Source organism: Secundilactobacillus paracollinoides (assembly GCF_001702155.1).
Lineage (GTDB): Bacteria > Bacillota > Bacilli > Lactobacillales > Lactobacillaceae > Secundilactobacillus > Secundilactobacillus paracollinoides.
The window spans coordinates 3,037,442-3,064,071 of sequence record NZ_CP014912.1 but is presented as its reverse complement, the minus strand read 5'-3'; the positions used below and the strand labels follow the sequence as shown (position 1 = coordinate 3,064,071).

At 48.4% G+C, this 26,630-nt stretch carries 22 protein-coding genes, 2 pseudogenes, 1 riboswitch and 1 other annotated feature; of the genes and pseudogenes, 21 read left to right on the top strand and 3 right to left on the bottom strand.

The features are described 5' to 3' along the window. The first annotated feature begins 65 nt into the window (after positions 1–65). Positions 66–158, top strand: a riboswitch (SMK box riboswitch). The 3 genes from metK (at position 156) to AYR61_RS13455 (ending at position 3,426) form a co-directional block, all read left to right on the top strand. After that, entirely contained in the window at positions 156–1,343 is a 1,188-nt protein-coding gene (gene metK, locus AYR61_RS13465; protein WP_054706750.1) for a methionine adenosyltransferase, read from the top strand. It overlaps the preceding riboswitch by 3 nt. A gap of 241 nt (positions 1,344–1,584) precedes the next feature. Beyond that, positions 1,585–3,060: an MDR family MFS transporter gene (locus tag AYR61_RS13460; protein WP_065903518.1), complete on the top strand. Its 1,476-nt coding sequence runs from the start codon at positions 1,585–1,587 to the stop codon at positions 3,058–3,060. A 108-nt stretch (positions 3,061–3,168) separates the two neighbouring features. Further along, positions 3,169–3,426, top strand: coding sequence for a DUF960 family protein (locus tag AYR61_RS13455; RefSeq protein WP_065903515.1), 258 nt, complete (start codon positions 3,169–3,171; stop codon positions 3,424–3,426). A gap of 383 nt (positions 3,427–3,809) precedes the next feature. Here the strand turns inward: AYR61_RS13455 and AYR61_RS13450 are convergent, their stop codons facing one another. After that, positions 3,810–4,376: a tRNA (mnm(5)s(2)U34)-methyltransferase gene (locus AYR61_RS13450; protein WP_054706760.1), complete on the bottom strand. Its 567-nt coding sequence runs from the start codon at positions 4,374–4,376 to the stop codon at positions 3,810–3,812. A 103-nt stretch (positions 4,377–4,479) separates the two neighbouring features. Further along, positions 4,480–4,689, top strand: a binding site (T-box leader). A 79-nt stretch (positions 4,690–4,768) separates the two neighbouring features. Between AYR61_RS13450 and leuS the strand changes: the two genes are divergently transcribed. The 13 genes and pseudogenes from leuS (at position 4,769) to AYR61_RS15630 (ending at position 18,897) form a co-directional block, all read left to right on the top strand. Continuing rightward, positions 4,769–7,192, top strand: a complete 2,424-nt coding sequence (gene leuS, locus AYR61_RS13445; protein WP_065903512.1) for a leucine--tRNA ligase — start codon at positions 4,769–4,771, stop codon at positions 7,190–7,192. A 296-nt stretch (positions 7,193–7,488) separates the two neighbouring features. Further along, positions 7,489–7,971 carry a 5-(carboxyamino)imidazole ribonucleotide mutase gene (gene purE, locus AYR61_RS13440; RefSeq protein WP_065903509.1) on the top strand — a complete coding sequence of 161 codons (483 nt, stop codon included), beginning with the start codon at positions 7,489–7,491 and terminating at the stop codon, positions 7,969–7,971. Continuing rightward, positions 7,955–9,077 (top strand): annotated as a pseudogene (gene purK, locus AYR61_RS13435) (5-(carboxyamino)imidazole ribonucleotide synthase). The gene purE and the pseudogene purK overlap by 17 nt, the downstream one beginning before the upstream one ends. Positions 9,078–9,108: 31 nt before the next feature. Beyond that, positions 9,109–9,816: a phosphoribosylaminoimidazolesuccinocarboxamide synthase gene (purC, locus tag AYR61_RS13430; RefSeq protein WP_225353060.1), complete on the top strand. Its 708-nt coding sequence runs from the start codon at positions 9,109–9,111 to the stop codon at positions 9,814–9,816. Between the two features lie 27 nt (positions 9,817–9,843). Beyond that, entirely contained in the window at positions 9,844–10,101 is a 258-nt protein-coding gene (gene purS, locus AYR61_RS13425; protein WP_054706775.1) for a phosphoribosylformylglycinamidine synthase subunit PurS, read from the top strand. Next, complete coding sequence (gene purQ / locus AYR61_RS13420; RefSeq protein ID WP_054706778.1) at positions 10,098–10,769, top strand: phosphoribosylformylglycinamidine synthase subunit PurQ; 672 nt, start codon at positions 10,098–10,100, stop codon at positions 10,767–10,769. Before purS ends, purQ begins: the two co-directional genes overlap by 4 nt. Before the next feature lie 4 nt (positions 10,770–10,773). Beyond that, a complete protein-coding gene (gene purL, locus AYR61_RS13415; RefSeq protein ID WP_065903975.1) occupies positions 10,774–13,005 on the top strand; it encodes a phosphoribosylformylglycinamidine synthase subunit PurL in 2,232 nt (743 codons plus the stop codon). Beyond that, entirely contained in the window at positions 12,981–14,441 is a 1,461-nt protein-coding gene (purF, locus tag AYR61_RS13410) for an amidophosphoribosyltransferase (RefSeq protein ID WP_065903506.1), read from the top strand. The genes purL and purF overlap by 25 nt, the downstream gene beginning before the upstream one ends. Next, positions 14,431–15,474, top strand: a complete 1,044-nt coding sequence (gene purM / locus AYR61_RS13405; protein ID WP_156770492.1) for a phosphoribosylformylglycinamidine cyclo-ligase — start codon at positions 14,431–14,433, stop codon at positions 15,472–15,474. Before purF ends, purM begins: the two co-directional genes overlap by 11 nt. Next, positions 15,443–16,033: a phosphoribosylglycinamide formyltransferase gene (purN, locus tag AYR61_RS13400; protein ID WP_056987621.1), complete on the top strand. Its 591-nt coding sequence runs from the start codon at positions 15,443–15,445 to the stop codon at positions 16,031–16,033. Before purM ends, purN begins: the two co-directional genes overlap by 32 nt. Further along, entirely contained in the window at positions 16,034–17,566 is a 1,533-nt protein-coding gene (gene purH / locus AYR61_RS13395) for a bifunctional phosphoribosylaminoimidazolecarboxamide formyltransferase/IMP cyclohydrolase (RefSeq protein WP_065903503.1), read from the top strand. Between the two features lie 78 nt (positions 17,567–17,644). Further along, a pseudogene (gene purD / locus AYR61_RS13390) lies at positions 17,645–18,459 on the top strand (phosphoribosylamine--glycine ligase); the annotation flags it as partial. Beyond that, the gene (locus tag AYR61_RS15630) at positions 18,457–18,897 is read left to right on the top strand and encodes a phosphoribosylglycinamide synthetase C domain-containing protein (RefSeq protein ID WP_318529595.1); all 441 of its coding nucleotides are present in this window, start codon (positions 18,457–18,459) and stop codon (positions 18,895–18,897) included. The pseudogene purD and the gene AYR61_RS15630, both read left to right, overlap by 3 nt. A gap of 84 nt (positions 18,898–18,981) precedes the next feature. Here AYR61_RS15630 and AYR61_RS13385 read toward each other — a convergent pair whose 3' ends face one another. Beyond that, positions 18,982–19,896, bottom strand: a complete 915-nt coding sequence (locus AYR61_RS13385) for an alpha/beta hydrolase (protein WP_191982255.1) — start codon at positions 19,894–19,896, stop codon at positions 18,982–18,984. A 491-nt stretch (positions 19,897–20,387) separates the two neighbouring features. Between AYR61_RS13385 and AYR61_RS13380 the strand changes: the two genes are divergently transcribed. Continuing rightward, the gene (locus tag AYR61_RS13380) at positions 20,388–22,052 is read left to right on the top strand and encodes a putative polysaccharide biosynthesis protein (protein ID WP_083215564.1); all 1,665 of its coding nucleotides are present in this window, start codon (positions 20,388–20,390) and stop codon (positions 22,050–22,052) included. Between the two features lie 61 nt (positions 22,053–22,113). Here the strand turns inward: AYR61_RS13380 and AYR61_RS13375 are convergent, their stop codons facing one another. Then, the gene (locus AYR61_RS13375; RefSeq protein ID WP_065903498.1) at positions 22,114–22,941 is read right to left on the bottom strand and encodes an NAD(P)H-hydrate dehydratase; all 828 of its coding nucleotides are present in this window, start codon (positions 22,939–22,941) and stop codon (positions 22,114–22,116) included. A gap of 657 nt (positions 22,942–23,598) precedes the next feature. Between AYR61_RS13375 and pepV the strand changes: the two genes are divergently transcribed. The 4 genes from pepV to AYR61_RS13355 all read left to right on the top strand — a co-directional run bounded on the left by pepV (position 23,599) and on the right by AYR61_RS13355 (position 26,343). Next, on the top strand, positions 23,599–25,011 hold the full coding sequence (gene pepV, locus AYR61_RS13370; RefSeq protein ID WP_065903495.1) for a dipeptidase PepV: 1,413 nt from the start codon (positions 23,599–23,601) through the stop codon (positions 25,009–25,011). Between the two features lie 38 nt (positions 25,012–25,049). Continuing rightward, positions 25,050–25,547, top strand: a complete 498-nt coding sequence (locus AYR61_RS13365) for a universal stress protein (RefSeq protein ID WP_054706786.1) — start codon at positions 25,050–25,052, stop codon at positions 25,545–25,547. 176 nt (positions 25,548–25,723) lie between these two features. Continuing rightward, positions 25,724–25,951 (top strand): AbrB/MazE/SpoVT family DNA-binding domain-containing protein, encoded by a 228-nt coding sequence (locus AYR61_RS13360; RefSeq protein WP_065903493.1) that lies wholly within the window; start codon positions 25,724–25,726, stop codon positions 25,949–25,951. After that, on the top strand, positions 25,951–26,343 hold the full coding sequence (locus tag AYR61_RS13355) for a hypothetical protein (protein WP_065903491.1): 393 nt from the start codon (positions 25,951–25,953) through the stop codon (positions 26,341–26,343). The genes AYR61_RS13360 and AYR61_RS13355 overlap by 1 nt, the downstream gene beginning before the upstream one ends. Positions 26,344–26,630 lie beyond the last annotated feature (287 nt).

Genomic DNA, 26,630 nt, shown 5'->3' with positions numbered 1-26,630 from the left:
TCCCTGACTGGTCAACGAAAATCACCATTTCTTATGTTAATGACAACAAATTTGTGATAAACTGGAAAAGTTATAAGTCTATTCCCGATAGGATTCACGTTTCAGTGAAGATGCCTTGTAACCGCTCTAAATCAAGAATTGGGGGAATTTTTACAATGCAAGAGAGACATTTGTTTACTTCAGAATCTGTTTCTGAAGGTCATCCAGATAAGATTGCTGATCAAATTAGTGACGCTATCTTAGATGCCATGTTAGCGCAGGATCCGGACGCTCGGGTCGCCTGTGAGACATCAGTTACCACCGGCTTAGTTCTGGTCTTTGGTGAAATTTCAACCTCAGCGTACGTTGATATCCAACACGTTGTTCGTGAAACCATTAAGAAGATTGGCTACACTGATGGTAAATACGGGTTTGACGGTGATAACTGTGCCGTGCTCGTCGCCATTGACGAACAGTCACCAGATATTGCCCAAGGGGTCGATGACGCCCTTGAGACCCGTGAAGGTGAAACGGATCCACTGGACCAAATCGGTGCCGGTGACCAAGGCTTGATGTTCGGGTATGCCATTGATGAGACGCCTGAACTCATGCCATTAGCCATTTCACTTGCACATCAATTGATGCGGCGAATCGCCAAAGTTCGCAAGGAAAACATCCTGGACTACCTTGGCCCTGACGCTAAGTCTGAAGTGACGGTTGAATATGATGATAACGGCAAGCCGGTACGTGTTGATACGATCGTTATCAGTACCCAACATGCTGAGCGCGTTGAATTGGACCAGATCCATGACGATGTGATTGCACAGGTCATCAAACCTGTCATTCCAGCTGAGCTGTTAGATGATAAGACGCGTTATTTGATCAACCCAACCGGTCGTTTCGTTATCGGTGGGCCACAGGGTGACGCTGGGCTAACCGGTCGTAAGGTCATTGTTGATACTTACGGTGGGTATGCGCACCATGGTGGCGGTGCCTTTTCAGGTAAGGACGCCACTAAGGTTGACCGTTCAGCAAGTTACGCTGCCCGTTACATTGCTAAAAACATCGTAGCAGCAGGCTTTGCACACCAAGTTGAAGTTCAACTTGCCTATGCTATTGGGGTTGCACAGCCGGTTTCCGTTTCAGTGAACACGTTTGGCAGTGCCACTGTTTCTGAATCTGCACTGACTGCAGCTGTTCGAAAGATCTTTGACTTGCGTCCAGCTGGCATCATTGAAATGCTGGATCTTAAGCGGCCAATCTACGAACAGACTGCTGCATACGGTCATTTCGGCCGGACCGACGTTGATCTGCCTTGGGAACACACAGACAAGGTCGACGCATTGAAGGCTGAGTTACAATAAGTAAACATATCGGTTAAGACCGAGTAAAAAGAGTCGTTTATCCGTCTGGATAACGGCTCTTTTTGTCTGCCTGATTGATTCGAAACTACTGACGCAGCGATTGGTCTTTGTTATACTAGATATTAGCGGTTTTATGAGCGAATACAACGTCAGCGGCAGACGACTGACACTGTGGCAGGGGTAATTGACCCCTAATTTCAACGTTGGGGGTGCGGGCCAACGTATACTGTGAGGATGTAACATGGGTTCAAGAAAAACAAACGTGACGCTGGTCACCATCGCCATTTTTATTGCGACGTTTATGTCAGCAGTTGAGGGGACAATTGTGTCCACAGCAATGCCGACCATTGTGGGTGATCTCCACGGCGTTGCCTTGATGAACTGGGTCTTTTCTATTTTTTTGCTGACAAACGCAATTGCGACACCAATTTACGGCAAGCTGGCGGATATGTTGGGTCGTAAAAATGTGTTTTTGTTCGGTCTGGCTGTTTTTATTATTGGGTCAACGCTTTCCGGACTCTCGAATAGTATGGGTGAGCTCATCCTCTGGCGGGCTGTTCAGGGGATCGGCGCCGGATCGATCATGCCGATTTCATTTACAATTATTGCTGATATATACCCCTTGGAAAAACGCGCCAAGGTCATGGGGTTCAACGGGTCCGCATGGGGTATAGCTTCCATTGTTGCCCCACTTTTAGGCGGGTTCATTGTTGATCAGCTGAGCTGGCACTGGATCTTTTTTATCAACATTCCAATCGGTTTGTTGGCAGTGGTGATGATTGTCGTTTTCTTGAAGGAGGAACGTCGTCGGACAACACAACGGCTGGATCTCTTGGGGAGTTTCTGGTTGACTGTTGGCTTGCTATCCCTGATGTATGGGTTCCAATTATTAGGTGATAGCACACTCAGTTGGCCGTTACTGCTTGGTTGTTTATTAGTGGCAATTCTTGGCTTCATAGCGTTTATTCGTCACGAGGGCCGTGTTGACAACCCGATTATTCCATTGGGCATGTTTAAAAATCGAACGTTTGTCACGCAAAATTTAGTCGCAGCACTGATTAGTGGCTTCTTAATGGGGTTTGAAGTTTACCTGCCAACGTGGACTCAGGGGATTCTTGGTCTGCCAGCTTCATTGGCCGGATTTGCTGTAACTCCTAGTTCGCTGATGTGGATCGTGGGGTCGTTTATTGCCGGGAAACTATTACTGGATCACACGCCTAAAAGCATCATCGCAATCAGTTTAACGTTTATTTTGATTGGTGCGATTGCCATGGCAGTATTACCCGAAACTACTGCGTTTGCCTGGTTCTTTGTCATTGCCGCCATCTGTGGGACTGGCTTTGGCATCACCATCACGACCACGACAGTTACCGCACAAAATCAAGTTAGCGGCGCCAACGTTGGGGTTGCAACTTCCATCAATACACTTGGACGAACGCTCGGTCAAACACTGATGATCTCAGTCTTTGGCATCATTATGAACGTTCAAATGGCAAACGGCGTCCACCATCATCCGGGTACAACACTCAATATGATGAACAAACTGATCAACCCGCAAACGGCGTCAGAATTGCCTGCACACCTGATTAAGCCGCTGCGGGAGATCCTCTATAGTGGGCTTCACTGGATCTTTATTGTGGCGCTATTGTTGGTCGTTTTATCATTTTGCGTCAACGGGTTGGACCGCCCGAAAACAACTTCCGAACGGCAAGCCTGATATCGTTGGATAATTGCGGTATAATCGTTGTCAGATAACCAATGAAAGAGAGGCGATCGCGATGTTTGAAAATGATCACGCACGCTAGCCAGTTATGGGGTCGTAAATATCCTCCCCGGTGAAATCATCGACCAGGTCTGGTACATTATTGATAATGACCTTCAAGGCATGTTTGAATTGCCTCAGACCCTCGCGCTTGGATTGAGAAATAATGACGGTCAATTAACCTTTGACTTCAGCCAAAATGACACCCTAGTAGCAAGCTTTGACACGCCGTTCCCATTCTCAGATGACTTCCCAGAAAATGTCTGGGTCTTCGATGACGGTGAGAGTCAGATTGTGCTGCTGCCGCAGGAACAGTTGTAGAGTGTGGAGCAAGGCGGTTTAGGGGCGGTGTGTAAGGGACTCTGACCGAAAAGTCCGGGCCTGACTTTTTGGTCAGAGTCCCTTACACGTTAGCCCCGTGCCTTGCGGAACACGTTTCGGCAATGAGACCGAGAAAGCCAGCAGCAAGATGCACTCAATATCAGAAATGCCTGAACCTGGCATTTTTGCCAGGATTTGCTTAGGCAGAAACAATCTGTGCTGTCTTGCGGAACACAATTCAGCACAGAAGCTAAGCAAGTCTAAACACCAAAGCGAATCCACAGAACCACCAAATCGTTTCCATGATAAAAAGACCTCACCCTTAACACCCAATCCGGACGCTAAGAATGAGGTTTTTTATTCACGCCTCATCGCTACCAAACCTACCGTCGCTGAATCGCCACTAAAAACGGCGGTTCATGCACCTGATTAATAAACTGATATTGCAAAACTTGAAACGCAGCTTGATCCAAGCCACTGACATAGTCCAAAACAGCCTGTTTTTCACTTTTACCGGCGGGGTGCCCATAATAGACCATTACCGAAACGATGCCACCGCGGCGAAGATGCTGCAGGCAAGCCGCAATTGCGGGCACGGTCGTCGTGCTGGTTGTCGTGATTGTTTTGTCACTACCCGGCAAATAACCGAGGTTAAACGTTGCTGCCGTGATTTCTTGGTCAGCATCAAGGTAATCGTTCAAAGACTCGTGACCGGCCAAAATCAGGTTCGTCTGAGGGGCTAATCCCGTTAACACAAGTTGCTGTTTAGTTGCTACTAGCGCTTGTGGTTGAATGTCAAAGCCCAAAACATGACCAGTCCGACCGACTTGACTGGCCAGAAAAATCGTATCGTGACCATTGCCCACCGTTGCGTCAATCACGGTATCGCCTGATTGAATAACGGGTGCCAGTAAGGTGTGACTGTATGTCAAAGGTGATTCTAAATTCATTTTTTTCGGTAACCTCCATAAAACCGTTTTCTTAAGTATACCAACCTGAATGGTATCTTGCATTTTAGACTGCCATTTGGTAGGATTAAGACACTTGAATCTATTAAAGACTGATGAGGATTAGTAGGGGATTATCACGTTCAGAAAGTGGCTGGTTGTTGCGAAGCCACCGTGATGAGATACCGAACTCGTCTCGGAGTTAGTTTGACTGAACCTAAGTAGGTCGGACCGTGGCTGCCGCGTTATGGCACAACGAAGCGCCCGTGTTATTGACGGGAAGTGTAGGTGGTACCGCGGAATTTCCGTCCTACAAGAAACTAGTCCTTAGTTTCTTGTAGGCTTTTTTAGTTTTTAATAGTGCACACAAACATATTGAAAGGGAGCGTTTTTGTTTGGCTTACAATCACGATGTCATTGAACGCAAGTGGCAACACTACTGGAAAGAACACAAAACATTTAAAACATATGACGACGACTCAAAAAAGAAATTCTATGCCCTGGATATGTTCCCGTATCCATCAGGACAAGGACTTCACGTTGGGCACCCGGAGGGTTATACCGCAACCGATATTGTTGCGCGGATGAAACGGATGCAGGGGTTCAACGTCTTACATCCTATGGGCTGGGATGCCTTTGGGCTGCCTGCTGAGCAGTATGCTTTAAAGACGGGGCACAACCCAAAGGACTTTACTGCCCAGAACATTACAACGTTCAAACGCCAAATTCGTTCCCTTGGCTTCTCTTATGACTGGGATCGTGAAATCAACACAACAGATCCTGGTTACTACAAGTGGACCCAATGGATCTTTGAACAATTGTATAAAAAAGGGTTAGCCTATGAAGACAAGATCATGGTCAACTGGGCACCCGACTTTATGGGCGGAACCGTTGTGGCCAACGAAGAAGTTGTCGATGGAAAAACTGAACGTGGCGGGTATCCTGTATATCGTGTCCCAATGACACAGTGGGTACTGCGGATCACAGCCTATGCTGACCGGTTGATCGATGATCTCGATGATCTGGACTGGCCAGAATCCATTAAGGAAATGCAGCGTAACTGGATCGGCCGTTCTGAAGGCGCTAGTGTCTTCTTTAAGGTTGCTGGTCATGAAGACAAGCAGGTCGAAGTTTATACGACCCGCCCAGACACGTTGTTTGGCGCGTCATACATGGTTTTAGCGCCTGAACATGACCTGGTTGATGAAATTACAACGACAGAACAGGCCGATGCCATTGCCGCTTACAAGAAAGAAATTGAATCACGTTCTGACCTTGAACGGACTGACCTCAACAAGAATAAGACTGGTGTCTTCACCGGGGCTTACGGGATCAACCCGATCAACGGTGAACAGATTCCAATCTGGATCGGCGACTACGTGCTGGCGTCATACGGTACTGGTGCCATTATGGCCGTGCCAGCTCATGACGACCGGGACTTTGAATTTGCCAAGAAGTTTGACCTGCCGATCAAGCCCGTTATCGAGGGCGGCGACACGGATGAAGCAGCGTTCACTGGCGATGGGACCCACATCAACTCTGACTTCCTGAATGGGATGGACAAGAAAACGGCAATCAAGGCCGCTATTGACTGGTTGGAAGAACACGACGCCGGCCACAAGAAGGTCAACTACCGTTTGCGGGACTGGATCTTCTCTCGTCAACGGTACTGGGGTGAACCTATTCCTGTCATTCACTGGGAAGATGGCGAAACCACTCTGATTCCAGAAGATGAATTGCCGTTGCGCCTGCCTAAGGCTAAGCAGCTTGAACCTTCTGGTACTGGTGAAAGTCCACTGGCGAACCTGGATGACTGGGTCAACGTGGTGGATAAGAACGGCCGTAAAGGCAAACGCGAAACAAACACCATGCCGCAATGGGCTGGGAGTTCATGGTACTTCCTGCGCTACGTCGATCCACACAACGATAAGATGGTTGCTGACCCAGAAAAGTTGAAGTACTGGTTACCAGTTGACCTGTACATTGGCGGGGCGGAACATGCTGTTCTGCATCTGTTGTACGCCCGGTTCTGGCACAAGTTCCTGTATGATATTGGCGTTGTGCCAACGAAGGAACCATTCCAGAAGCTGGTTAACCAAGGGATGATCCTTGGGACGAACCATGAAAAGATGTCTAAGTCTAAAGGGAACGTCATTAACCCTGATGAGATCGTGGACAAGTATGGTGCCGACACGCTGCGGCTGTACGAAATGTTCATGGGACCTTTGGATGCATCAAAGCCTTGGAGTACTGAAGGGATTACTGGGTCACATCGTTGGCTTGACCGAGTATGGCGCTTGATGATCGACGATAACAATCATTTGCGTGACCGGGTCACTACGTTTAACGACGGCCAGCTTGATCTGATTTATAACCAAACTGTCAAGACGGTTACCGACGACATGAAGAACCTGCGTTTTAACGTGGCCATTTCTCAAATGATGGTCTTCGTAAATGAAGCGTACAAGGCTGATAGTCTGCCATTAATGTACATGGAAGGCCTTGTGAAGCTGTTGGCCCCAATCGCACCGCATATTACGGAAGAACTGTGGTCACTTCTGGGCCACGACAAGACCATTGCCTACGCGTCATGGCCAACTTACGACGAATCAAAACTGGTCGTCGAAGAAGTTGAAATGGCTGTTCAGGTCAACGGTAAGGTCCGTGCGCACATTAAGGTCGCTACTGAAGCTGATGAGGATTCAATCAAGGCGGATGCCCTGGCTGACGACGTTGTGAAGACCTATACTGAAGGTCATGATGTGAAAAAGGTCATCGTGATTCCAAAGAAGATCGTCAATATCGTTGTGGGTAAGTAATTAATCAACCTTGGAATAACAAAATGAGGAATCATGCGCGCATGATTTCCTGAAAAAGTCACTCGTTTGCACACTAACTGTGTGCGCGGGTGGCTTTTTTTGCGTCAGGGTTGGTGAAGCAGTTGTTGCTGATCCGGATCACGGATAATCGACAATCGTGTTGAGAAAAAATCGACATTAGTTCTACTAAACACGAACTATCAGTCGACAAATTTAAACATAGTTCGATTATAGTATTGACACAATCAAATGAACTTGGTACGCTATGACTAACAAACGCAAAGGAGATTTTCAGAATGCAGGTCGCACTTGTCATGGGATCAATTTCTGATTGGCCGTCTGTTAAGCAAACGGCTGATCTGCTGGAACAGTTACACGTCTCGTTTGATAAACACGTTATTTCCGCACATCGGATGCCACAGGAATTGCAAGCATTTGGACAATCAGCGAAAGCCGAACAATATTCGGTCATCATTGCCGCAGCGGGTGGGGCAGCCCATTTACCAGGCATGCTGGCAGCCAATACAACGCTGCCGGTCATCGGAGTGCCAATTCAGACCAAAGCGCTAAACGGCGTTGATTCGTTGCTGTCAATCGTTCAGATGCCGACGGGGATCCCGGTTGCCACCGTGGCAATCGGTAACGCTGGCGCGAAGAATGCCGCGCTGCTAGCCGCTGAGATCATCGCTTTGACGGATGAGGATGTCAACACACAGTTGGTTGCCTACCGGGACAAACAAACCAAGGAGGCCATTGCCAGCAATGCCCAATTACAGTAAGCCCATATTACCGCCAGCAACCATTGGTATCATCGGTGGGGTGGCAACTCGGCCAGATGATGGCGTTAGCTGCCAAGACGATGGGGTATAAGGTTGGCGTCCTCGACCCGACACCTGCTGCACCGGCCGGCCAAGTTGCTGATTTTCAACTGGTTGCCGACTATGATGACCAGGACCAGCTCACTGCATTAGCAAAGCGAGCAGACATTATCACCTATGAATTTGAAAATGTTGGTCAAGAAAGTTTAACCAAGGTACTACCGCTGACCCAGTGTCCACAGGGCGTTGATCTGTTGACCATTACCAGTCATCGGCTCCGTGAAAAGAACTTTTGCCGTAACCACGGCTTGCCCGTTACCAACTACGCGTCAGTAAAGACCTTGGCAGATCTCCAAGCGGCTGTTGAACAGATCGGCGTCCCGGGGCTGTTAAAAACCGTTGAAGGAGGCTACGATGGCCACGGCCAATTTGACATCAATAGCCCTGCTGATTTTGACAAGGTCGCTGACGAATTGCCGAACACTGAATGGATCTACGAGCAGCGACAACCCTTTGTCCGCGAATTATCCGTCATGGTCACACGCGATGGCCGCGACCACGTCATTGCTTTTCCAGTTAGTGAAAACCAGCATCAGCATCACATTCTGCATACGAGTATCATTCCGGCACGAGTACCTGCTGAAGTGACCGCACGCGCAACGGATATTGCGGAACGCACGGCGGAAGCGTTAGACCTGCGAGGCGTGCTTGGCATTGAGTTGTTTGAACTGCAGGATGGCACCCTGATGATCAACGAACTTGCACCACGCCCGCATAATTCTGGCCACTACTCCATTGAGGCCTGCAATATCTCACAGTTTGAAGCGCATATTCGCAGTATCTGCGGGTTGCCAATACCACCGATTCAACAATTACAGCCGGCGGTGATGGTGAATCTGCTTGGGGATGAGCTCACTCAGGCGCGCGCCAGTTTCAAGGATCATCCAGAATGGCATTTTCATGACTACGGCAAGGCCGAGATTCGACCCGCACGTAAAATGGGGCACATTACCGTTGTCGGTCCCTCAACTGAAACATTGTTAGCATCTGTAAGTCAATTTCAATAGCATTTAGATAACCAGAAAGGATCTGAATAGTTTGGCAACCTTGATCAAGGAAGGCAAAGCAAAGCAGTTATTTACAACGGAGGATGACACGATCATCCGCGTGCACTACATGAACCAGGCCACCGCACTTAATGGCAAACGTAAAGAGCAGATCGCTGATAAGGGTGAAGTGAATAATCAGATCGACAGCTTGATTTACAACTACCTGCAATCAAAGGGCATTGAAACGCATTTCATCAAGCAGCTTGATGCTAGCGACCAGCTCGTTAAGAAAATGACGATGATCCCGCTTGAAGTTGTCATTCGTAACTATTCCTCAGGTAGTTTCCAACGCAAATTTGATACTGAATACCTGCTGCCATTTAAAACCCCGGTTCAAGAGTTCTTTTACAAGAGTGACCGTCTCGATGATCCGTTTATGAACGACTCACAGATCCTGGCACTCTCGATTGCTGACGAATCTCAGTTGAAGACCATTCGTGAGCAAGCCCTCAAGGTGAACGATGCCTTGACGGAACTCTTCGCTAAAGCTGGCATCACCTTAGTTGATTTTAAACTCGAGTTTGGGTTCGATCCCGAAGGTAAGCTAATCTTGGGTGACGAAATATCGCCTGATTCATGTCGATTAGTCGATGCGAAGACCCATGATTCCTTAGATAAAGATGTTTTTCGTAAGCATACCGGTGACGTCATGGACGGTTATCGGACCGTGCTCTCTCGTTTACAAGCCACTCGTTAACCACCCACCTAAGGAGGAAATCACCCAATGTTTTTAGCGCAAATTCACGTCACCTATAAACCATCAATTTTGGATCCTCAGGGCGTTGCTATCAAGAATGCCATGCACCGGTTATCATTCAACGAGGTGGATGCCGTCACGCAAGGTAAATATTTTGAAGTGACGTTGAATGCTGAGTCAAAGGACGCTGCCGAACAACAAATCGATTCGATCTGTGACACATTGTTAGCTAACCCCAACATGGAAACCTACCGTTACGATGTAAAGGAGCTGGCGAACCAATGAAATTTGCCGTAATCAGTTTTCCCGGGTCAAACTGTGATGAGGACCTTTACTACGCGATTGTTGACGGATTAAAGGAAACCGCTGAAATCATCCCGCATACCCAGACACAACTCGATGGGTTTGACGCCGTTCTGGTACCCGGCGGTTTTTCTTACGGTGATTATCTGCGGTCAGGTGCGATTGCCAAATTTGCGCCGGTGATGCCGGCGCTGAAGGCCTTTGCTGCGACTGGCAAGCCGGTGTTGGGTATTTGTAATGGGTTTCAAATTTTAACTGAGGTCGGGTTGTTACCCGGCAGTCTTCAACATAATACGAATATGCAGTTTATTTGCGAACCGGAACCGTTACATGTTGCGAACAACAAGACGTTATTTACAAATGACTTTGCGACGGATGCGACCATCACGCTCCCGATTGCGCATGGCGAGGGGAACTACTACTGCGACGCAGCCACGCTAGCCGACCTTCAAGAAAACCATCAAATTGTGTTTACCTATCGTGATAATCCGAACGGCAGTGTCGCCGATATTGCTGGAATCGTGAACAAACAGGGGAACGTGCTTGGCATGATGCCCCACCCAGAGCGGGCTGTCGATCCATTACTTGGCGGCAGTGACGGACTCAGTGTTTTTCGGTCACTTTTAGCCAACTTTACAAGGATGGTGTAATTTGATGCAAGAACTGCGAACGGAACCAACACCAGAAGAAATTCGGGATCAAAAACCGTATAAAGATTGGGGCTTATCTGAAGAAGAATACGACCTGATCAGTAACAAGTTATTACACCGATTGCCCAATTATACTGAGACCGGCTTGTTTGCTGCCATGTGGAGCGAACACTGTTCCTACAAAAACTCTAAGCACGTGCTTCGTAAGTTTTGGAATAAGGGATCAAGGGTCATCATGGGACCTGGTGAAGGTGCGGGTGTCCTCGATATTGGTGACGACCAGGCCGTCGTGTTTAAGGCTGAAAGTCATAACCACCCAAGTTTTGTTGAACCCTATGAAGGTGCAGCAACCGGCGTTGGCGGCATTATCCGCGACATCTTTTCTATGGGTGCCAAGCCAATTGCATCACTGGACAGTTTGCGCTTTGGCGAACTGACTGATGCCAAAAACCGTTACCTGGTGGACGAAGTCGTTCGTGGCATTGCCGCTTATGGTAACTGTATTGGGATTCCAACAGTTGGCGGCGAAATTGGGTTTGACAGTGTCTATAACGGTAATCCACTCGTTAACGTGATGTGCGTTGGTTTAATGAATCAAAAGGACCTGAAGAAGGGCCGCGCTACCGGGACTGGCAACAGCATCATTTATGTTGGCGCAAAAACCGGTCGCGATGGCATCAATGTCGCCACGTTTGCCTCCAATGAATTTAGTGAAGAAAAGGAAGCCGATCGTTCCGCTGTTCAAGTTGGTGATCCCTTTATGGAAAAACTGTTAACGGATGCTTGTCTGGAAATTATTCACGACCACGCCGACATTTTAATGGGCATTCAAGATATGGGCGCCGCTGGACTAGTCTCTTCCTCCGCTGAAATGGCAGCTAAGGCCGACGATAGCGGTTTAACGATGAACCTAGACCTTGTCCCGCAACGCGAACCCAATATGAACGGTTACGAGATCATGCTGTCTGAATCACAGGAACGGATGTTGCTCTGTGTGAAGCAGGGTGAAGAACAGACCGTTCTGGACATTTTTGCCCGTTACGAGCTTGATGCAGTCGTTGTTGGTCATGTGACCGATGATGGCATGTATCGACTGACGCAACATGGCGAGGTCGTGACGAACGTGCCCGTTTCAACGTTAGTCGATGATGTGCCGGAATACGTCCACGAAGGGCGAAAGCCGCAACATATTGTGAGTCCCGCTAAAAATGATCTGCCAGATATTCCTAATGCTGAGGCCACGCTGAAGGCACTCTTGGCACAGCCAACGATTGCGTCTAAAAGACCAGTCTTTCGCCAGTATGATGCTCAGGTGCAGGCCAATACCGTCGTGACACCTGGGAGCGACGCAGCCGTTATCCGCGTGCGGCATACGAATAAAGCTCTGGCCATGACGACCGACTGTAATGGCCGCTATATCTACCTTGACCCATATCAGGGTGGGGAGATTGCTGTCAGTGAAGCTGCTCGAAACATTGTGGCTGCTGGGGGCACACCAATTGGCATCACGGATTGTCTGAACTTTGGCAGTCCCGATGATCCTGAAAGTTACTGGTCCCTTGATCAATCCGTTCAAGGCATCGCCAAGGCCTGTGAGTTATTTGATACACCCGTCATTTCTGGAAACGTGTCGATGTACAACGAAACGGATGGCAAGGCAATCTACCCAACACCAATGATCGGCATGGTTGGGCTAATTGAAGACTTGAACTACATTACGACTCAGGATTTCAAACAAGCGGGGGACTTAGTCTACCTCGTTGGCGAAACTCATGATGACTTTAGCGGTTCAGAACTTCAAAAATTGCTGGGGCAGACCACGCCAAGCGGCACCATCAGCTTTGATTTAGCGACTGAACATTCTAATCAACAATTTATCAAACAAGCGATTCGCAACGGTTTGATTCAATCTGCTCACGATTTAAGTGAAGGCGGGTTAGGGGTTGCCTTAGCGGAAGCCCTGTTTACCAACCACCTTGGTTTTACGGGGACAACCCCCCTGACTAACCGCCAGCTGTTTGCCGAAACGCAATCCCGGTTCTTAGTTAGTGTGAGTGCTGACCAACAAACGGCTTTCGAGGCACTTGCAGGAGATCAGGTCGTGCTGCTCGGATCAACTACTGATGCAACAACAATTACGCTGTCAACTGCTGACGGTGAACTACGCACCGATAGCAACGACCTAAATGAGATATACGGAGGCGCACTCGCATGCCTGCTGAAATCAAAGGATTAAATGAAGAATGCGGTCTGTTTGGTATCTGGGGCGCAAGTGATGCGGCTCAGTTGACCTATGACGGCCTACACAGCCTCCAACACCGGGGTCAAGAAGGCGCCGGTATTGTGAGCAATGACCAGGGGCAGTTTTATCGCCACCGCGGTCTGGGGCTGTTATCAGAAGTGTTTCGAGATTCGGAAACAATTCATCAATTATATGGGTCATCAGCCATTGGTCATGTGCGATACGCGACGGCAGGTAATCATGGGGTCGAAAACATTCAACCCATGCTGTTTACACACGATGAAGTTGGTGAATTTGCGTTAGCCCATAATGGTAACTTAACAAACGCGGATACGATTCGCGGTATACTCCGTGATGCAGGTGTCAGTTTTCAAGCCACATCTGATAGCGAACTTCTGGGTGAACTTGTGGCTACCAGTCATGAAACGGGCTTCATTAATCAACTTAAAGCATCACTTAACCAGATTCATGGTGGGTTTGCCTACCTCTTGATGACACCGCATATGATGGTCGCTGCACTGGATCCAAATGGGTTTCGCCCGCTCGTTGTTGGCGAGATGCCTGATGGGGCGACGGTGATCTGCAGCGAAACCTGTGCGCTTGACCAAGTCGGTGCTAGTTTCGTTCGCGATGTTGAGCCTGGTGAACTTATTATTGTCACTGACGATGGCATGACCATTGATCACTTTACGACTGACACGCACCTGGCGCTCTGTTCAATGGAATACATTTACTTTGCCCGCCCGGATTCAATTATTCGCGGTATCAGCGTGCATGAAGCGCGGAAACGCATGGGTGCCTTGGTTGCCCGGGAAAATCCGGTGAAAGCCGACATCGTCCTTGGGGTACCGAATTCATCACTGTCAGCGGCCATTGGGTACGCTCAAGAAAGTGGTATTCCTTACGATATGGGGATGATCAAAAACCAGTACGTTGCGCGCACCTTTATTGAACCGACGCAGGCCAAACGCGACCGCGGCGTTTCAATGAAACTCTCCGTTGTGAAGTCTGTTGTCGCTGGCAAAGATATCGTTCTAGTGGATGATTCGATCGTTCGCGGGACGACCAGCAAGTATATCGTTCGATTGCTGAAAAAAGCCGGCGCAAAATCGGTTCATGTGCGCATCGCATCCCCTGCGCTGAAGTTTCCGTGTTACTACGGGATCGATATTCAAACGACCAAGGAACTCATTGCGGCAAACAACACGATTCCAGAAATCTGTACGCAAATTGAAGCAGACTCATTAGCCTTTTTAAGCGTCCCAGGGTTGATCAAAGCCATTGGTGACCTCAACGATGCAGAAAATCATGGGCTGTGTACCGCCTACTTTGACGGCAATTATCCAACCCCGCTTTACGATTATCAGGCCGGGTTTGATGCTGAAGTTGCCCGACTCGGACTTTATGAAGGAGCGAATATTGGTGACTAGTCAATACGAACAGGCCGGCGTCAACATTGAAGCTGGCGAACAAGCAGTGGACAACATTAAGACGATTGTTGCGGCCACACAGGACACCAACGTCTTGAATGGCATTGGCGGATTTGGTGCCGAGTATGAACTGACCGCCTTAATGGGGCAGTATCACGAACCTGTGCTGGTTTCCGGAACCGATGGTGTTGGGACGAAGTTGTTGCTGGCGATTCAAGCGCAACAGCATGCCACCATTGGGATCGACCTGGTTGCCATGTGTGCCAATGATATCTTGGCTCAGGGGGCTAAACCACTGTTTTTCCTGGATTATCTAGGGCTTGGTCAGCTTGAGTCCGACCAAGTCACAACAGTGGTCAGCGGCATTGCCGAAGGATGCAAACAGGCAGGATTGTCGCTGATTGGCGGCGAAATGGCTGAAATGCCTGGCATATACCACGATGGCGATTATGATCTGAGTGGGTTTGCTGTTGGGATTGCTGACAAGCAAAACCTGCTCGGCAGCCATCACGTTGCGGCTGGTGATGTCCTCATTGGTTTGGCATCCAGTGGCGTGCATTCGAATGGGTTTTCACTGGTGCGCAAGATCATTAGTGATGCCAAGTTAGACGTTGATCACCAATACGAAGGTCTATCGGATTCCTTAATGCAGACGCTGCTGACACCGACCATCCTTTATGACAAAGCGGTGCGACCATTGATCGACGCCGGTTTGATTCACGCCGCCGCAAACATTACGGGTGGCGGGATCATTGAAAACTTAGCGCGGATGATGCCAACGGCGTTAACGGCTGAGGTGGATGAGACAACCTGGTCGACGCCGACAATTTTTAAGCTCTTACAACGGGCTGGGCACGTGAGTCAGTCTGAAATGCGGACCGTCTTTAATATGGGAATCGGGATGGTATTGATCGTTTCAGCTGACAAGGCGCAAGTTGTTCTGGATAAGTTGCATCAAACGACAGTTAAAGCCCAATCTATCGGTAAGGTGGTGACACGACATGACCAACCAGTCGAATACGTTGCCCACTAAACGGGTCGCCATCTTTGCTTCCGGTAACGGCACCAATTTTGAAGCCCTGATGCAGGCGTCATTGCCGATGGATGTCGTCATGTTGGTCTGTGACCATGATAACGTGCCGGTGATCGAACGGGCAGCCAAGTATCACGTGCCTGTTGTGCTGTCGCAAGTTAAAAAAGGGGTGTCTAAGATTCAGCGTGAAACCCAGCTATTGACGCAGTTACGCGTAGCCAAGGTTGAGGCCATTCTGCTTGCGGGTTACATGCGGATCGTTGGCACGACGCTCTTAGATGCCTATCCGCGGCGAATTGTGAACATTCACCCGGCGTTGCTGCCATCATTTCCTGGTCGGACAGGAATCGAGGACGCCTTTGCGGCCGGGGTCAAGGTCACCGGTGTGACGATTCACTTCGTTGACGCTGGGGTTGACTCGGGGCCGATCATCGCTCAGGAACCTGTTCGTCGGTACGATGATGATCAGTTAAGCGATTTAGAAAATAGAATTCATGAAGTGGAACATCAGTTATACCCAAAAACCGTTCGGAATTTAATTGAAAAAGGAGTGCTTTAAGTGGCTAAATTAGCATTGTTAAGTGTTTCAGATAAAGATGGTATCGTCGACTTTGCCGCGCAATTGACAAGTCGGGGCTTTAAGGTCATTTCCACTGGCGGGACGTTAAAGGCCATTCAGGATGGCGGCGTTCAGGCGACAGCCGTTGAAGACATTACCGGATTTCCAGAAATGTTGGATGGCCGGGTCAAAACGCTGCATCCACGCGTACATGCCGGTATTTTAGCGAAACGGGATAACGCTGACCACATGGCACAGCTGGCCGAAAACCACATTGATCCGATCGATTTAATCTGTGTTAACCTTTACCCATTCAAAGAGACGATTCAAAAGGATGGCGTTTCCGATGCGGAGGCCATTGAAAACATTGATATTGGCGGGCCTTCGATGTTACGTGCAGCCGCAAAGAACTACCGTGATGTGACGGTGATCACTGACAAGGCTGACTATGCTGATTTCTTAGCCAAATTTGATAATGGCACAGCAGACGAGGCGTATCGTCGTGAGTTAGCAGCGAAGGTCTTTCGCCAAACTGCTGCCTATGATGCCCTGATTGCCAAGTATCTGACCACGGAAGAATTTCCTGAGAAGCTCACCATGACCTATGAAAAGGTTGAGGACATGCGCTATGGTGAAAACAGTCATCAAAAGACGGCCTATTACAAGGATCCAATTCCAGAAGCTTACTCACTGGCGAATGCGAAGCAATTACATGGCAAGGCGTTATCGTATAACAACACCCGTGACGCAGATGCGGCCCTACGGATCATTGCTGATTTTGACGAGAAACCAACCGTTGTCGCATTGAAACATATGAACCCGTGTGGTATCGGTGTTGGTGATACGTTATTAGATGCTTGGCAATTAGCATTCGATGCGGACCCAATTTCGATTTTCGGCGGCATTATTGCCTTAAATCGTCAAGTTGACTTAGCGACCGCTGAAAAAATGCATGCGCTGTTCCTCGAAATTATTATTGCTCCAGGCTATGATGACGATGCCTATGCAGTGTTAGCTAAGAAAAAAAATTTGCGGATCTTGACGCTAGATTTTGTCCCGATGAAAAAGCAGCGACAAGATAGTGTCAGTCTACTTGGCGGTCTTTTGCTGCAAGATAGCGACACGACCCATGAAACTTACGATCAGTTTGAGGTTGTTTCTAAAGTACAACCTACGCAAGCCCAATTAAAGGCCCTCCAATTTGGACAGACCGTAGTTAAGCACGTTAAGAGTAACGCCATCGTTGTTACAACTGATCATCAAACGTTAGGCGTTGGCGCTGGGCAAATGAACCGGATCGATTCCGTGAAGATTGCGATTGATAAAGCAAAGGATAAACCAGATTTTGCTGATGCCATTTTAGCCTCTGATGCCTTTTTCCCAATGGATGACTCGGTTGAATTTGCTGCCAAAAATGGCATTAAAGCCGTCGTGGAACCGGGTGGTAGTATCAAAGATAAGGATTCAATTGCCAAAGCGGACGAGTACGGTATTGCCCTGGTCTTTAGCGGCGTTCGGCATTTTAAACATTAATCACAGCAATCTTACAATGAAGATGACACTACGGCCGGAATACAAATTGGATTCCAGCCGTCTTTAGAAGGGACGACAATGATGGAAAATTGGTTAGTGATTGGTGGCGGCGGTCGTGAATTTGCACTCGCACAGACTTTGGCGAAAGCTGGTAACCGACTTGTTTTTGTGGCACCTGGCAATCCCAAAATGGCTGATTTAGCCCATGTTGAACCAGTTGCAATTGACGAGCTGGCGTTCTCTCAACTCGCCTATTTTGCGAAGACTCACGCGGTCGTTTGCACCGTGGTTGGACCTGAACAGCCTCTGTCGAAGGGCATCGTGGATTATTTTGAGGCGCGTGACTTACCGATTTTTGGGCCTTCTCAGATGGCGGCACGCCTTGAAACGTCAAAATCATTTGCCAAACAAATCATTACCGACAGCGGGGTTCCGACTGCAGCTTATCAGGAATTTACGGATAAAACGCAGGCTTTGAGCTATGCTGAGACGCTGACCTATCCACAAGTCATCAAAGCAGATGGTCTTGCTGCGGGCAAGGGTGTCATTATCGTCAACAGCGCCGCTGAAGCGAAAACTGCTATCACAACCATCTTTGATAAACCGGATCAGCATCGCCTGTTGATCGAGGCCTATTTGACCGGTGAGGAATTTTCACTCTTCACAATGGTGCAGGGCGACCAGCTTGTGGTGATGCCGATTGCCCAGGACCACAAACGTTTGGCGATGGTGATAAGGGGCCGAACACGGGTGGTATGGGTGCATACAGTCCAGTACCCCACATCACAGATGACCTTAAACAGGCGGCAATTGATCAGGTCGTCAAACCCGTTTTAGCAACGATGAACACCAATGGCACACCGTTCAATGGTTTTCTGTATTCGGGGTTAATGAACACAGACCAGGGGCTTAAAGTGATTGAATTTAATGTTCGGATGGGTGATCCTGAAACGCAGGTCGTTTTGCCGCAGTTGACAAGCGATTTGGGGGCAATCATTCTTGATTTGCTTGCAAACCAGACCCCACAAGTGACCTGGCAAACGGATGACTTTTATTTGGGCACCGTGATTGCATCACGCGATTATCCACGCAACGTGGTCAACGGGCGACCGTTACCCACTATTCATAATGACCAAGTCTTAGTCAGTTATGCTGGTGTTGCTGAGGAGAATGGGCAGCCAGTCAGTCACGGTGGTCGGGTGATGATGGTTACAGCCAAGGCCCCTGATTTGAAAACGGCCCAACAGCTGGTGAACGCTACGTTGGATGCTGATGTTGATGCGACGGCTTATACGTTCAGGCATGACATTGGGTTTCATGCGTTTTTGTAAGCGATCGCCACGTTAGTGATAGTGTAACTTCTACACTAGTCTTTACCCTTTTTCCAATAGTTAACAAAAAAAGCGATCAACCCATTAGTTGATCGCTTTATTTTTGCCCCATATAAAATTGGTGAGGGCTTTGTTAACTGTTAAATTATATTCGTGAAGCTTACTATGTTGTGCATTTGCGCCTGTCACTCGTAATTCGTGGTACGAACGGACTTCGTTCTTAATCAAGTACCCTAGAGAGCGCGCTGAGGGAATCGTAATAACACCATCTGAATTAGACCCGTTCAACAAATCACCGTAAATATTGAGCACTTCAGCCTGCTTAGGGAAACGGCTGCGAATCGCCAATAGTTTTTGGTACTCAGGCCGAATGATCGCTGGTCGGCCATTTTTTAAAAGGTGGTTCTCATTTGGCTGGTCATCCCAAAGTTTACTCAGTGGTGGATTCTGCGGTTGATTGAGTTTATGGTTATCAATGATGCCGTCGTAGGGGCCACCAATGAGGACAGCGCGTTCCAGTTTTGGATACTTCGCACTATTGCCGACAAGCATGTTGTAATAAACCCAGGCATAAGACCCCATGGAGTGGCCGACCGCGTTGTATTTATTGACGTGATATTTCGTTTTTAGGACCCGCATGATCTTTAATAACCAGTGCGCATCCTTGATTTCGCCGGCGCGATTATTCTTAAAGATCACCTGAACGATCGGATTCTTCATTTTAGCAGTCAAATGCCCCTTGATTTTGAGCTTGCCATTTGGACGCATATAAATAATCATGTGCCGTTTAGCAATTCCCAAGCTTTGGGCAGACGCAAAGAGTGGCTCCTCCGAGCGACCAGTACCTGTCCAGCCGTGCACGAAAATAGTGGGTGTGCTGGAAAAACTGTACTCATGTTTAATTGTTTGATGCTGGGTGTATCGCGCATACCAGACACCAAGTCCGAGGCCGCAAATCAAGCTGATGATAAGCGCAATCAGCAATTTTTTACTTTTCAAATGAGCCTCCTGTATGACAATTAGATTTCAAATTACGTTTATTATACCAGAGTTTGGCGGCGACTATTTTGAATTCGTGTTGAGACGCATGGGTTTAAGAAAGTCTTTTCATTTGGCCTTTAATCTAAGTGACAGGTTGTTTCAGTATGGAATTTGGTATTTTTGTCTCTGAGTGGTACCGGCGACTAATTTCTGCTGATATATTGCCGAAACGTGTTCAGCAAGGCGAGACCATGTAAGGGACTCTGGCAAAAATGCCAAGTTCGGGCATTTTTTCTTCTGAGTGGTACCGGCGACTAACTTCTGCTGCTACATTGCTGAAATGTGTTCAGCAAGGCAAGGGGCTAACGTGTAACGGACTCTGGTTTTAAACTTTCTTAAATTTAATTGCGTCAAACTCACATTCATAATACAATGTATAAGTTGTGACGAAGTTAAAAAATGATATTAGATTAGCGCTCCAACCAGCGCGATGAAAGCAGGGTTTTTGAATGAGTGAGATGTCAAATAAGGATGACACCTTAACGCCTGAAATTGATGCACAGGACCAAATGGTTAAGGGGTCAGCCTGGATGACAGCCGGCAGCATCGTTTCACGCATACTTGGGGCGATTTACATTATTCCTTGGGGGATCTGGTTTGGGTCCTTCTTTCTTCAGGGGAATGCGCTGTATGGTAAGGGATACAATATCTACAGTTTCTTTTTGATTGCAGCGATTGCCGGGATTCCATCCGCGATTGCTAAACAGGTGGCGCACTATAATACGCTTAATGAATACGGCGTTGGGTTTCGGCTCTATAAGCATGGGCTAGTCCTCGCAGGCGCCACTGGTGTGATCTGTATGCTGGTGCTGTACTTTGGCGCACCAGTCTTCGATGGCGGCGATCCACACGTGATTCCAGTGTTACACTCACTGGCTTGGGCCGTTTTGATCATTCCAGTCATGAGTTTATCCCGGGGCTTTTTCCAAGGCTACCAGGACATGGCACCATCGGCAATCTCTCAATTTGTTGAGCAGCTTGCCCGCGTCCTTTATATGTTGATCACAGCGTACTTGATTATGCGCGTGTGGCATGGCAGCTGGATCACAGCCGTTTCCCAGTCAACTTTTGCGGCCTGCGTCGGTGCGATTTTTGGCTTGCTGACTTTAGGTGTCTATTACCTGCGGCGGCGGTCACTGTATCGCAATTTAGTTGCCAACAGTAATAATGAAATCGTGGTGCCGGCTAAACAGCTCTACCAAGAAATTCTACAGCAAGCACTGCCATTTATTGTGCTTGGTGCCGGTATCACTATCTTTCAACTGATCGATCAATTTACCTTCTTCAAGTTTATGCCATCAACAGGGATCTCAAACCCTGTGATGCTTAATGATCTGTTTGCGCTGTTTAGCGTGAACGCCAATAAATTGATCATGATCACCGTTTCGTTGTCCTCTGCTTTGGCCATTACGGCGGTACCGTTACTGTCCGAAGCCTTTACTCGCGGCGATAAGAAGGACATCAGCAGTCAAATTACGAACGCAGTCTTGCTGTTTGAATTCGTGATGCTGCCTAGTGCCTTGGGTATGGCAGCGATTGCCCACCCGTTGAATATCCTGTTTTATGGGGTTGCTCACAAGGGACTGGCCGCCGCAGTTTTGGCCTTTTCTTCCTTTATGTCGATCATGCTTGGGTTGTTCAGTGTCACTTCTGCAATCATGCAGGGGGTCTCGCAAAACAAGCGGGCAGTTCGTTATTTCTTGATTGGGACAGCTGTCAAACTGTTGTTGCAGTGGCCATGCATCCATTTCATGGGCGTCTTTGGACCACTTGTTGCAACAATGATCGGATTTATCGTGGCGAACTACTTTATCATGCACTGGCTCAATGGCGAATTTGGTGTTGATTACGCTGGTATCGCCAAGAAAACGAACGGTATCTTGAGTTTCTCGCTGATCATGTGCGTGATTGCGTACGCCTTGGTTAAGATTGTGAGCTGGCTGATCAGCCATGTCATGGTGGTTGATTCACGTGTCGGCAGTTTGCTCGTTATTATTTTTGCGGTGGGCATTGCTGGGGACTTTTATGTCTACATGGTCTTAAAGACCCGCTTAGCTGATACGGTGCTGGGTGCGCGGACTGAACGATTAAGACAACTGTTAAGAATTAAATAATCATATCAAAAAGAAGTTGGAAATGACCTTATTCCCAACTTCTTTTTGATTCGATTCTCCTTTATTGTGCTTGGTGATCATGCATAAATCGTGGCAACTCATGCATGATCTGCGTTGGCAAGACCACATACTGCGTTGCCGCCAGTTCGTCAGCAATTGCGCTGTGCGCGTAAACGGCAGCTAACACGGCGTTCTCCAAATCAGCAAACTGCGCGGTAAAGCCACCGACCATCCCGGCGAGGGTGTCTCCCATACCACCGGTAGCTTGCGCAGGTGTGCCAGTAGGGTTCAGGTAAACGTCGTCCGCGGTGTAGATGCGGGTGTGATGTGATTTAAGGACCACGATACCGTTTAACTGTTCGCGGACTTGGGTATTGTGCGCGTCAGTTTGATCCGTAATCGTAATGCCAGATAGCCGTTGCCATTCCATTTCATGTGGGGTAAAGACCAGCCGTGCGTTTGGCAGCGAGAGGGACTTGTCTGCAACGAGGGTGATAGCGGACCCGTCGATGACTAGGATCTGGTTGGGTGACACGGTTTTGAAAACAGTCTCCAGAACCGCTAAACTATCAGCGTCCGTTCCTAATCCTGGGCCGACAACGACCGTCGTTGCAGCAGCTACCAACGATTCAAGTTGGTGTTCGTCATGGAAATCAGCAACCATCGCTTCTGGCAACCGTGAATGCAGACTCACAAAATTGGCTGGGTCAGTCAATGTGGTGTTCAGGCCGGCACCGCTATAAACCGCCGCTTCGGTGGCCATCATGATGGCGCCGCCATACTGGGCGTTACCACCTACGAGGCAGACACGGCCATAAGTGCCCTTATGGCTATTTTCCGGGCGAATTCGAATCGTGTTGCGTAAGATCTGTTCCGATAATGTTTGCATATTTTGGCCTCCGTTCAATGTCGCTACCTTGAGTATAGCACGCACGAGAAAAGAAAAGGGGCTTTCCACTTTTAGGGGATAGTCCGTTGCATTCCGCAATTCGGCAGGCCGTGTAGTGGCTCGTGATGAAGCTAATTCGATTTCTGCTGTGCAGCTCTCGAATGGATCTTCATCGTCTCGCACATCAGTAACCGACCCAAGTACGGTCGCTAACTGATGTCGACACCACAGTTCCGTGCCAAATTGGGCCATTTCACTGACGTTGAGCACCCTTTTTCCCCACTGGTTAAGCATCATAACAGCGTTAATCCGAGGTCGAAGAGAATCCATCCTCGACTGCTAGTCAGACAATTAACAGCAATGCTTCTCTCGCGATGTGCTAGTTACTGGTCACGATTCATTAGCAGGTTCCATGACACCACTTATGAAACCTGACCATCTATTCAGACTAATACCAGTATCGTAGCGTAGTGGAGCCGTTCGGCATTGCCGGAGCGACCCCACCTCAGCCTGCAGGCCCGAACGGCGCAACGGAGCGACATGTTAATGCTATTTGGATCACCTAACAATGGAAAGACCCAAAGAAAAGCGGATTCATAACAGTAAACACGGTCACCTATGCTAAAATGGAGGTAGAAATAAGATGGAGGGACTTTCATGACAATTGATTGGAAACAAGCAGCAGCGGACCATCGCGATGCTTATTTAAGTGATTTAAAGGATCTGATCGCCATTCAGAGTGTGCGTGACGATAGTCAAAAAACGGCTGACGCGCCACTAGGGCCTGGGCCAGCAACGGCTTTACAGGCGTTCTTAAAACTCGCTGAACGCGACGGCTTTGAAACAACAAATCTGGACAATCTTGCGGGCTTCGTGGAGGTTGGATCAGGCGACGAAACTGTCGCTATTTTGGCGCACGTTGACGTGATGCCCGCTGGCGAAGGTTGGGACACGGATCCGTTTACCCTGACTCTCAAAGATGGCAACGCCTATGGCCGGGGAACCTCTGATGATAAGGGGCCAGCGTTGGCCTGCTACTACGGGTTAAAGATTCTCAAAGAACAGGGCGTTAAACTCAATAAGAAGATTCGGTTTATTTTGGGCACTGACGAAGAAAGCGGTTGGGCTGGGATGACCCACTACTTTAAGACGCATCCAGAACCCACAATGGGCTTCTCACCAGACGCCGAATTTCCAATTATCAATGGTGAAAAAGGGAACGTTTCCTTCACATTAACAATGGCCGGTGAAAATGATGGCGACTATACGTTGACCTCATTTAACGCTGGCTTACGGGAAAATATGGTCCCTCGTGATGCACACGCCGTTGTTGAAACTAGCGACAACGAAGTCCTGGTCAGCGACTTCACCAGTTTCTTAGATAACCAGCCCGTTACTGGGGATGTGACCACGGATGGTGACGGTGTGCATTTGCATGTGATCGGTAAAGCCGCGCATGGGATGGAACCTAAGAATGGCATCAATGCGGGGACTTATTTGGCCCGCTTCTTGAGACAGTATGGATTTGGTGCTGATGCTAAAGCCTTTCTTAACCTGTTAGGTGACCAATTACACGATGATTCGCGGGTCACAAAACTTGGGCTTGCCTACACTGACGACATCATGGGTGAGCTCACGATGAACGTTGGTGTCATGGCCTTTGATGCTGAAAAGGGCGGGCATATCGTATTGAATTTCCGTTATCCAAAGGGCATCGGCTCTGACGATATTCAAGCCACCTTTGCTGAGGTCGCAAAATTAAATCATTTTGAACTCGAAAAGGGTCGCGAAATGGTGCCACACTACGTCTCACCTGATGATCCAATCGTAACCACGTTAATGAGCACCTACCAGGAGCTCACTGGTGACACGGCTGCTGAACCAGAAGTTGTTGGCGGTGGGACCTATGGCCGGTTAATGAAGCGCGGGGTTGCGTTTGGTGCCCTGTTTGCCCACACCCCAGACACGATGCACCAGGTCAATGAATTTCAACCGGTTGATGACCTTCTGACCGCAATGGCCATTTACGGCCGGTCAATTGAGGCGCTGTCAAATGAATTAGCCGATTAATGTCAGTCGGTTAGACGACCACTTGGAGGTGGGGTCCTATGAAACTCAGTGCAAACTATCACCATATTCTGGTCGGTGTTGACGGATCAAAACAGGCCCAACGCGCGGTTCAAAAAGCGATTGCCGTTGCCAAACGAAACCAGGCTGAACTCACGATTGTGAGTGTCCTGAACGTGAGCAAACTCATTGGGTTAGGGTCGACTAAACTCGGATTTGGTTACGTCGATCAGGGCTTGCTCGATGAAATCAAGGAAAAAATTGAGCGCCTCGTTGATAAAAACGTGGCCAGTGCCAAACAAGCAGGGGTCACGAACGTCAGAGGTGAGGTTCAGTATGGCAATCCTAAGGTTGAGTTAGCTAAGAACTTACCCGCTAAGTTTGGCACCGATTTGATCATGCTTGGTGCTACGGGCGCAAACGTTGTTGAACGGATGATGCTGGGGTCAAACGCCAGCTACGTTGTGACGAATGCCCGCTGTGATGTACTGATCGTTCGAACAGACGTGACGAATCAACCAATTTTAAGTCAGAAATAAGCGACAAATTAAAAGACCTTCAACGAGGAAACCACCAAGTTGAAGGCCTTTTTTGTAGCTCGTTAACACGGATTCAGTTAAAACTGACGATTTTACAACATAAGTCTATAATACGGGCAATTTTGTGCTATACTTACGATAATATGAAATTGTTATAACGAAAGGATATTTTAGCCATGAATGAAATCAAGTCACAACGTAAGATCATCCAAGTTGGTAATTCGCTTGCCGTCACCATTCCCGCTAACGTTGCCCATAAGCTCAAAGTGGACAAGGGCGACATGTTGGACGTTGCCTTTCGTAAGAATAACCAACTTGATGATGAGTTTGAAGCCGGCCTGGATGCTGCAATGGCGCAGTATGATGATGCCCTGGAGATCCTCAACGGAGGTGACCAGGCCTAATGCGGTACCTGACAAGTTATGAGCTGATTGCCATCAATGCGCGCATTGATATTCATCAAAAACAGCAACCAGGACTCGCAAAAGCCGAACAGCTGAACCGGGTGATTGCGATCCCGCAGGCGGATTTTTACGAAAATAGTTTGCGGGAAGCCGTCTCCAACAAGACAGGCTACCTGTTCGCCTCAATTGTCCGCGGCAAGCCATTTGTCGACAATAACTATCAAACGGCAATCATTGCGGTGGCAGAATTGGCCAACTTGAACGACTATGAACTGACTTTTACGAGCCAGGAAATGGTGGATCTCGCAAAACAGGTCGATCATACAAAGAATGAAGCGTTGGATTATGGGCAGTTGTTTAAGTTGTTTGATGAGCATTTGAAAAGTCATTAGAGAGTGGAGGAAAACGGGTGAGGGCGGAGTCTAAGCAACTCTGGCAGGAATGCCTGCACTTGGCATTTCTGCCAGAGCTGCTTAGACAGGAGCCCTCAGTTTTCCGAAACTCGTTTCGGCACGGTTGCCAAGAAGGGCTTTGCAATCTTCAATCCCACTCCAGACCCCAAGCCACATAAAATGCAAAAAAGAGGCGGTCAACTCAAAATCCCCAACGAGGATATTCGAATCGACCGCCTCTATTCAACGCCTCAATTAAAATAATTGCGCTATACATTTAAAAGGCA

Coding starts and splice junctions, on each gene's coding strand:
- metK (WP_054706750.1), top strand. CDS start 156: ATGCAAGAGAGACATTTGTTTACTTCAGAATCTGTTTCTGAAGGTCAT.
- AYR61_RS13460 (WP_065903518.1), top strand. CDS start 1,585: ATGGGTTCAAGAAAAACAAACGTGACGCTGGTCACCATCGCCATTTTT.
- AYR61_RS13450 (WP_054706760.1), bottom strand. CDS start 4,376: ATGAATTTAGAATCACCTTTGACATACAGTCACACCTTACTGGCACCC.
- purE (WP_065903509.1), top strand. CDS start 7,489: ATGCAGGTCGCACTTGTCATGGGATCAATTTCTGATTGGCCGTCTGTT.
- purS (WP_054706775.1), top strand. CDS start 9,844: ATGTTTTTAGCGCAAATTCACGTCACCTATAAACCATCAATTTTGGAT.
- purQ (WP_054706778.1), top strand. CDS start 10,098: ATGAAATTTGCCGTAATCAGTTTTCCCGGGTCAAACTGTGATGAGGAC.
- purL (WP_065903975.1), top strand. CDS start 10,774: ATGCAAGAACTGCGAACGGAACCAACACCAGAAGAAATTCGGGATCAA.
- purF (WP_065903506.1), top strand. CDS start 12,981: ATGCCTGCTGAAATCAAAGGATTAAATGAAGAATGCGGTCTGTTTGGT.
- purN (WP_056987621.1), top strand. CDS start 15,443: ATGACCAACCAGTCGAATACGTTGCCCACTAAACGGGTCGCCATCTTT.
- AYR61_RS15630 (WP_318529595.1), top strand. CDS start 18,457: ATGAACACAGACCAGGGGCTTAAAGTGATTGAATTTAATGTTCGGATG.
- AYR61_RS13380 (WP_083215564.1), top strand. CDS start 20,388: ATGAGTGAGATGTCAAATAAGGATGACACCTTAACGCCTGAAATTGAT.
- AYR61_RS13375 (WP_065903498.1), bottom strand. CDS start 22,941: ATGCAAACATTATCGGAACAGATCTTACGCAACACGATTCGAATTCGC.
- pepV (WP_065903495.1), top strand. CDS start 23,599: ATGACAATTGATTGGAAACAAGCAGCAGCGGACCATCGCGATGCTTAT.
- AYR61_RS13365 (WP_054706786.1), top strand. CDS start 25,050: ATGAAACTCAGTGCAAACTATCACCATATTCTGGTCGGTGTTGACGGA.
- AYR61_RS13360 (WP_065903493.1), top strand. CDS start 25,724: ATGAATGAAATCAAGTCACAACGTAAGATCATCCAAGTTGGTAATTCG.
- AYR61_RS13355 (WP_065903491.1), top strand. CDS start 25,951: ATGCGGTACCTGACAAGTTATGAGCTGATTGCCATCAATGCGCGCATT.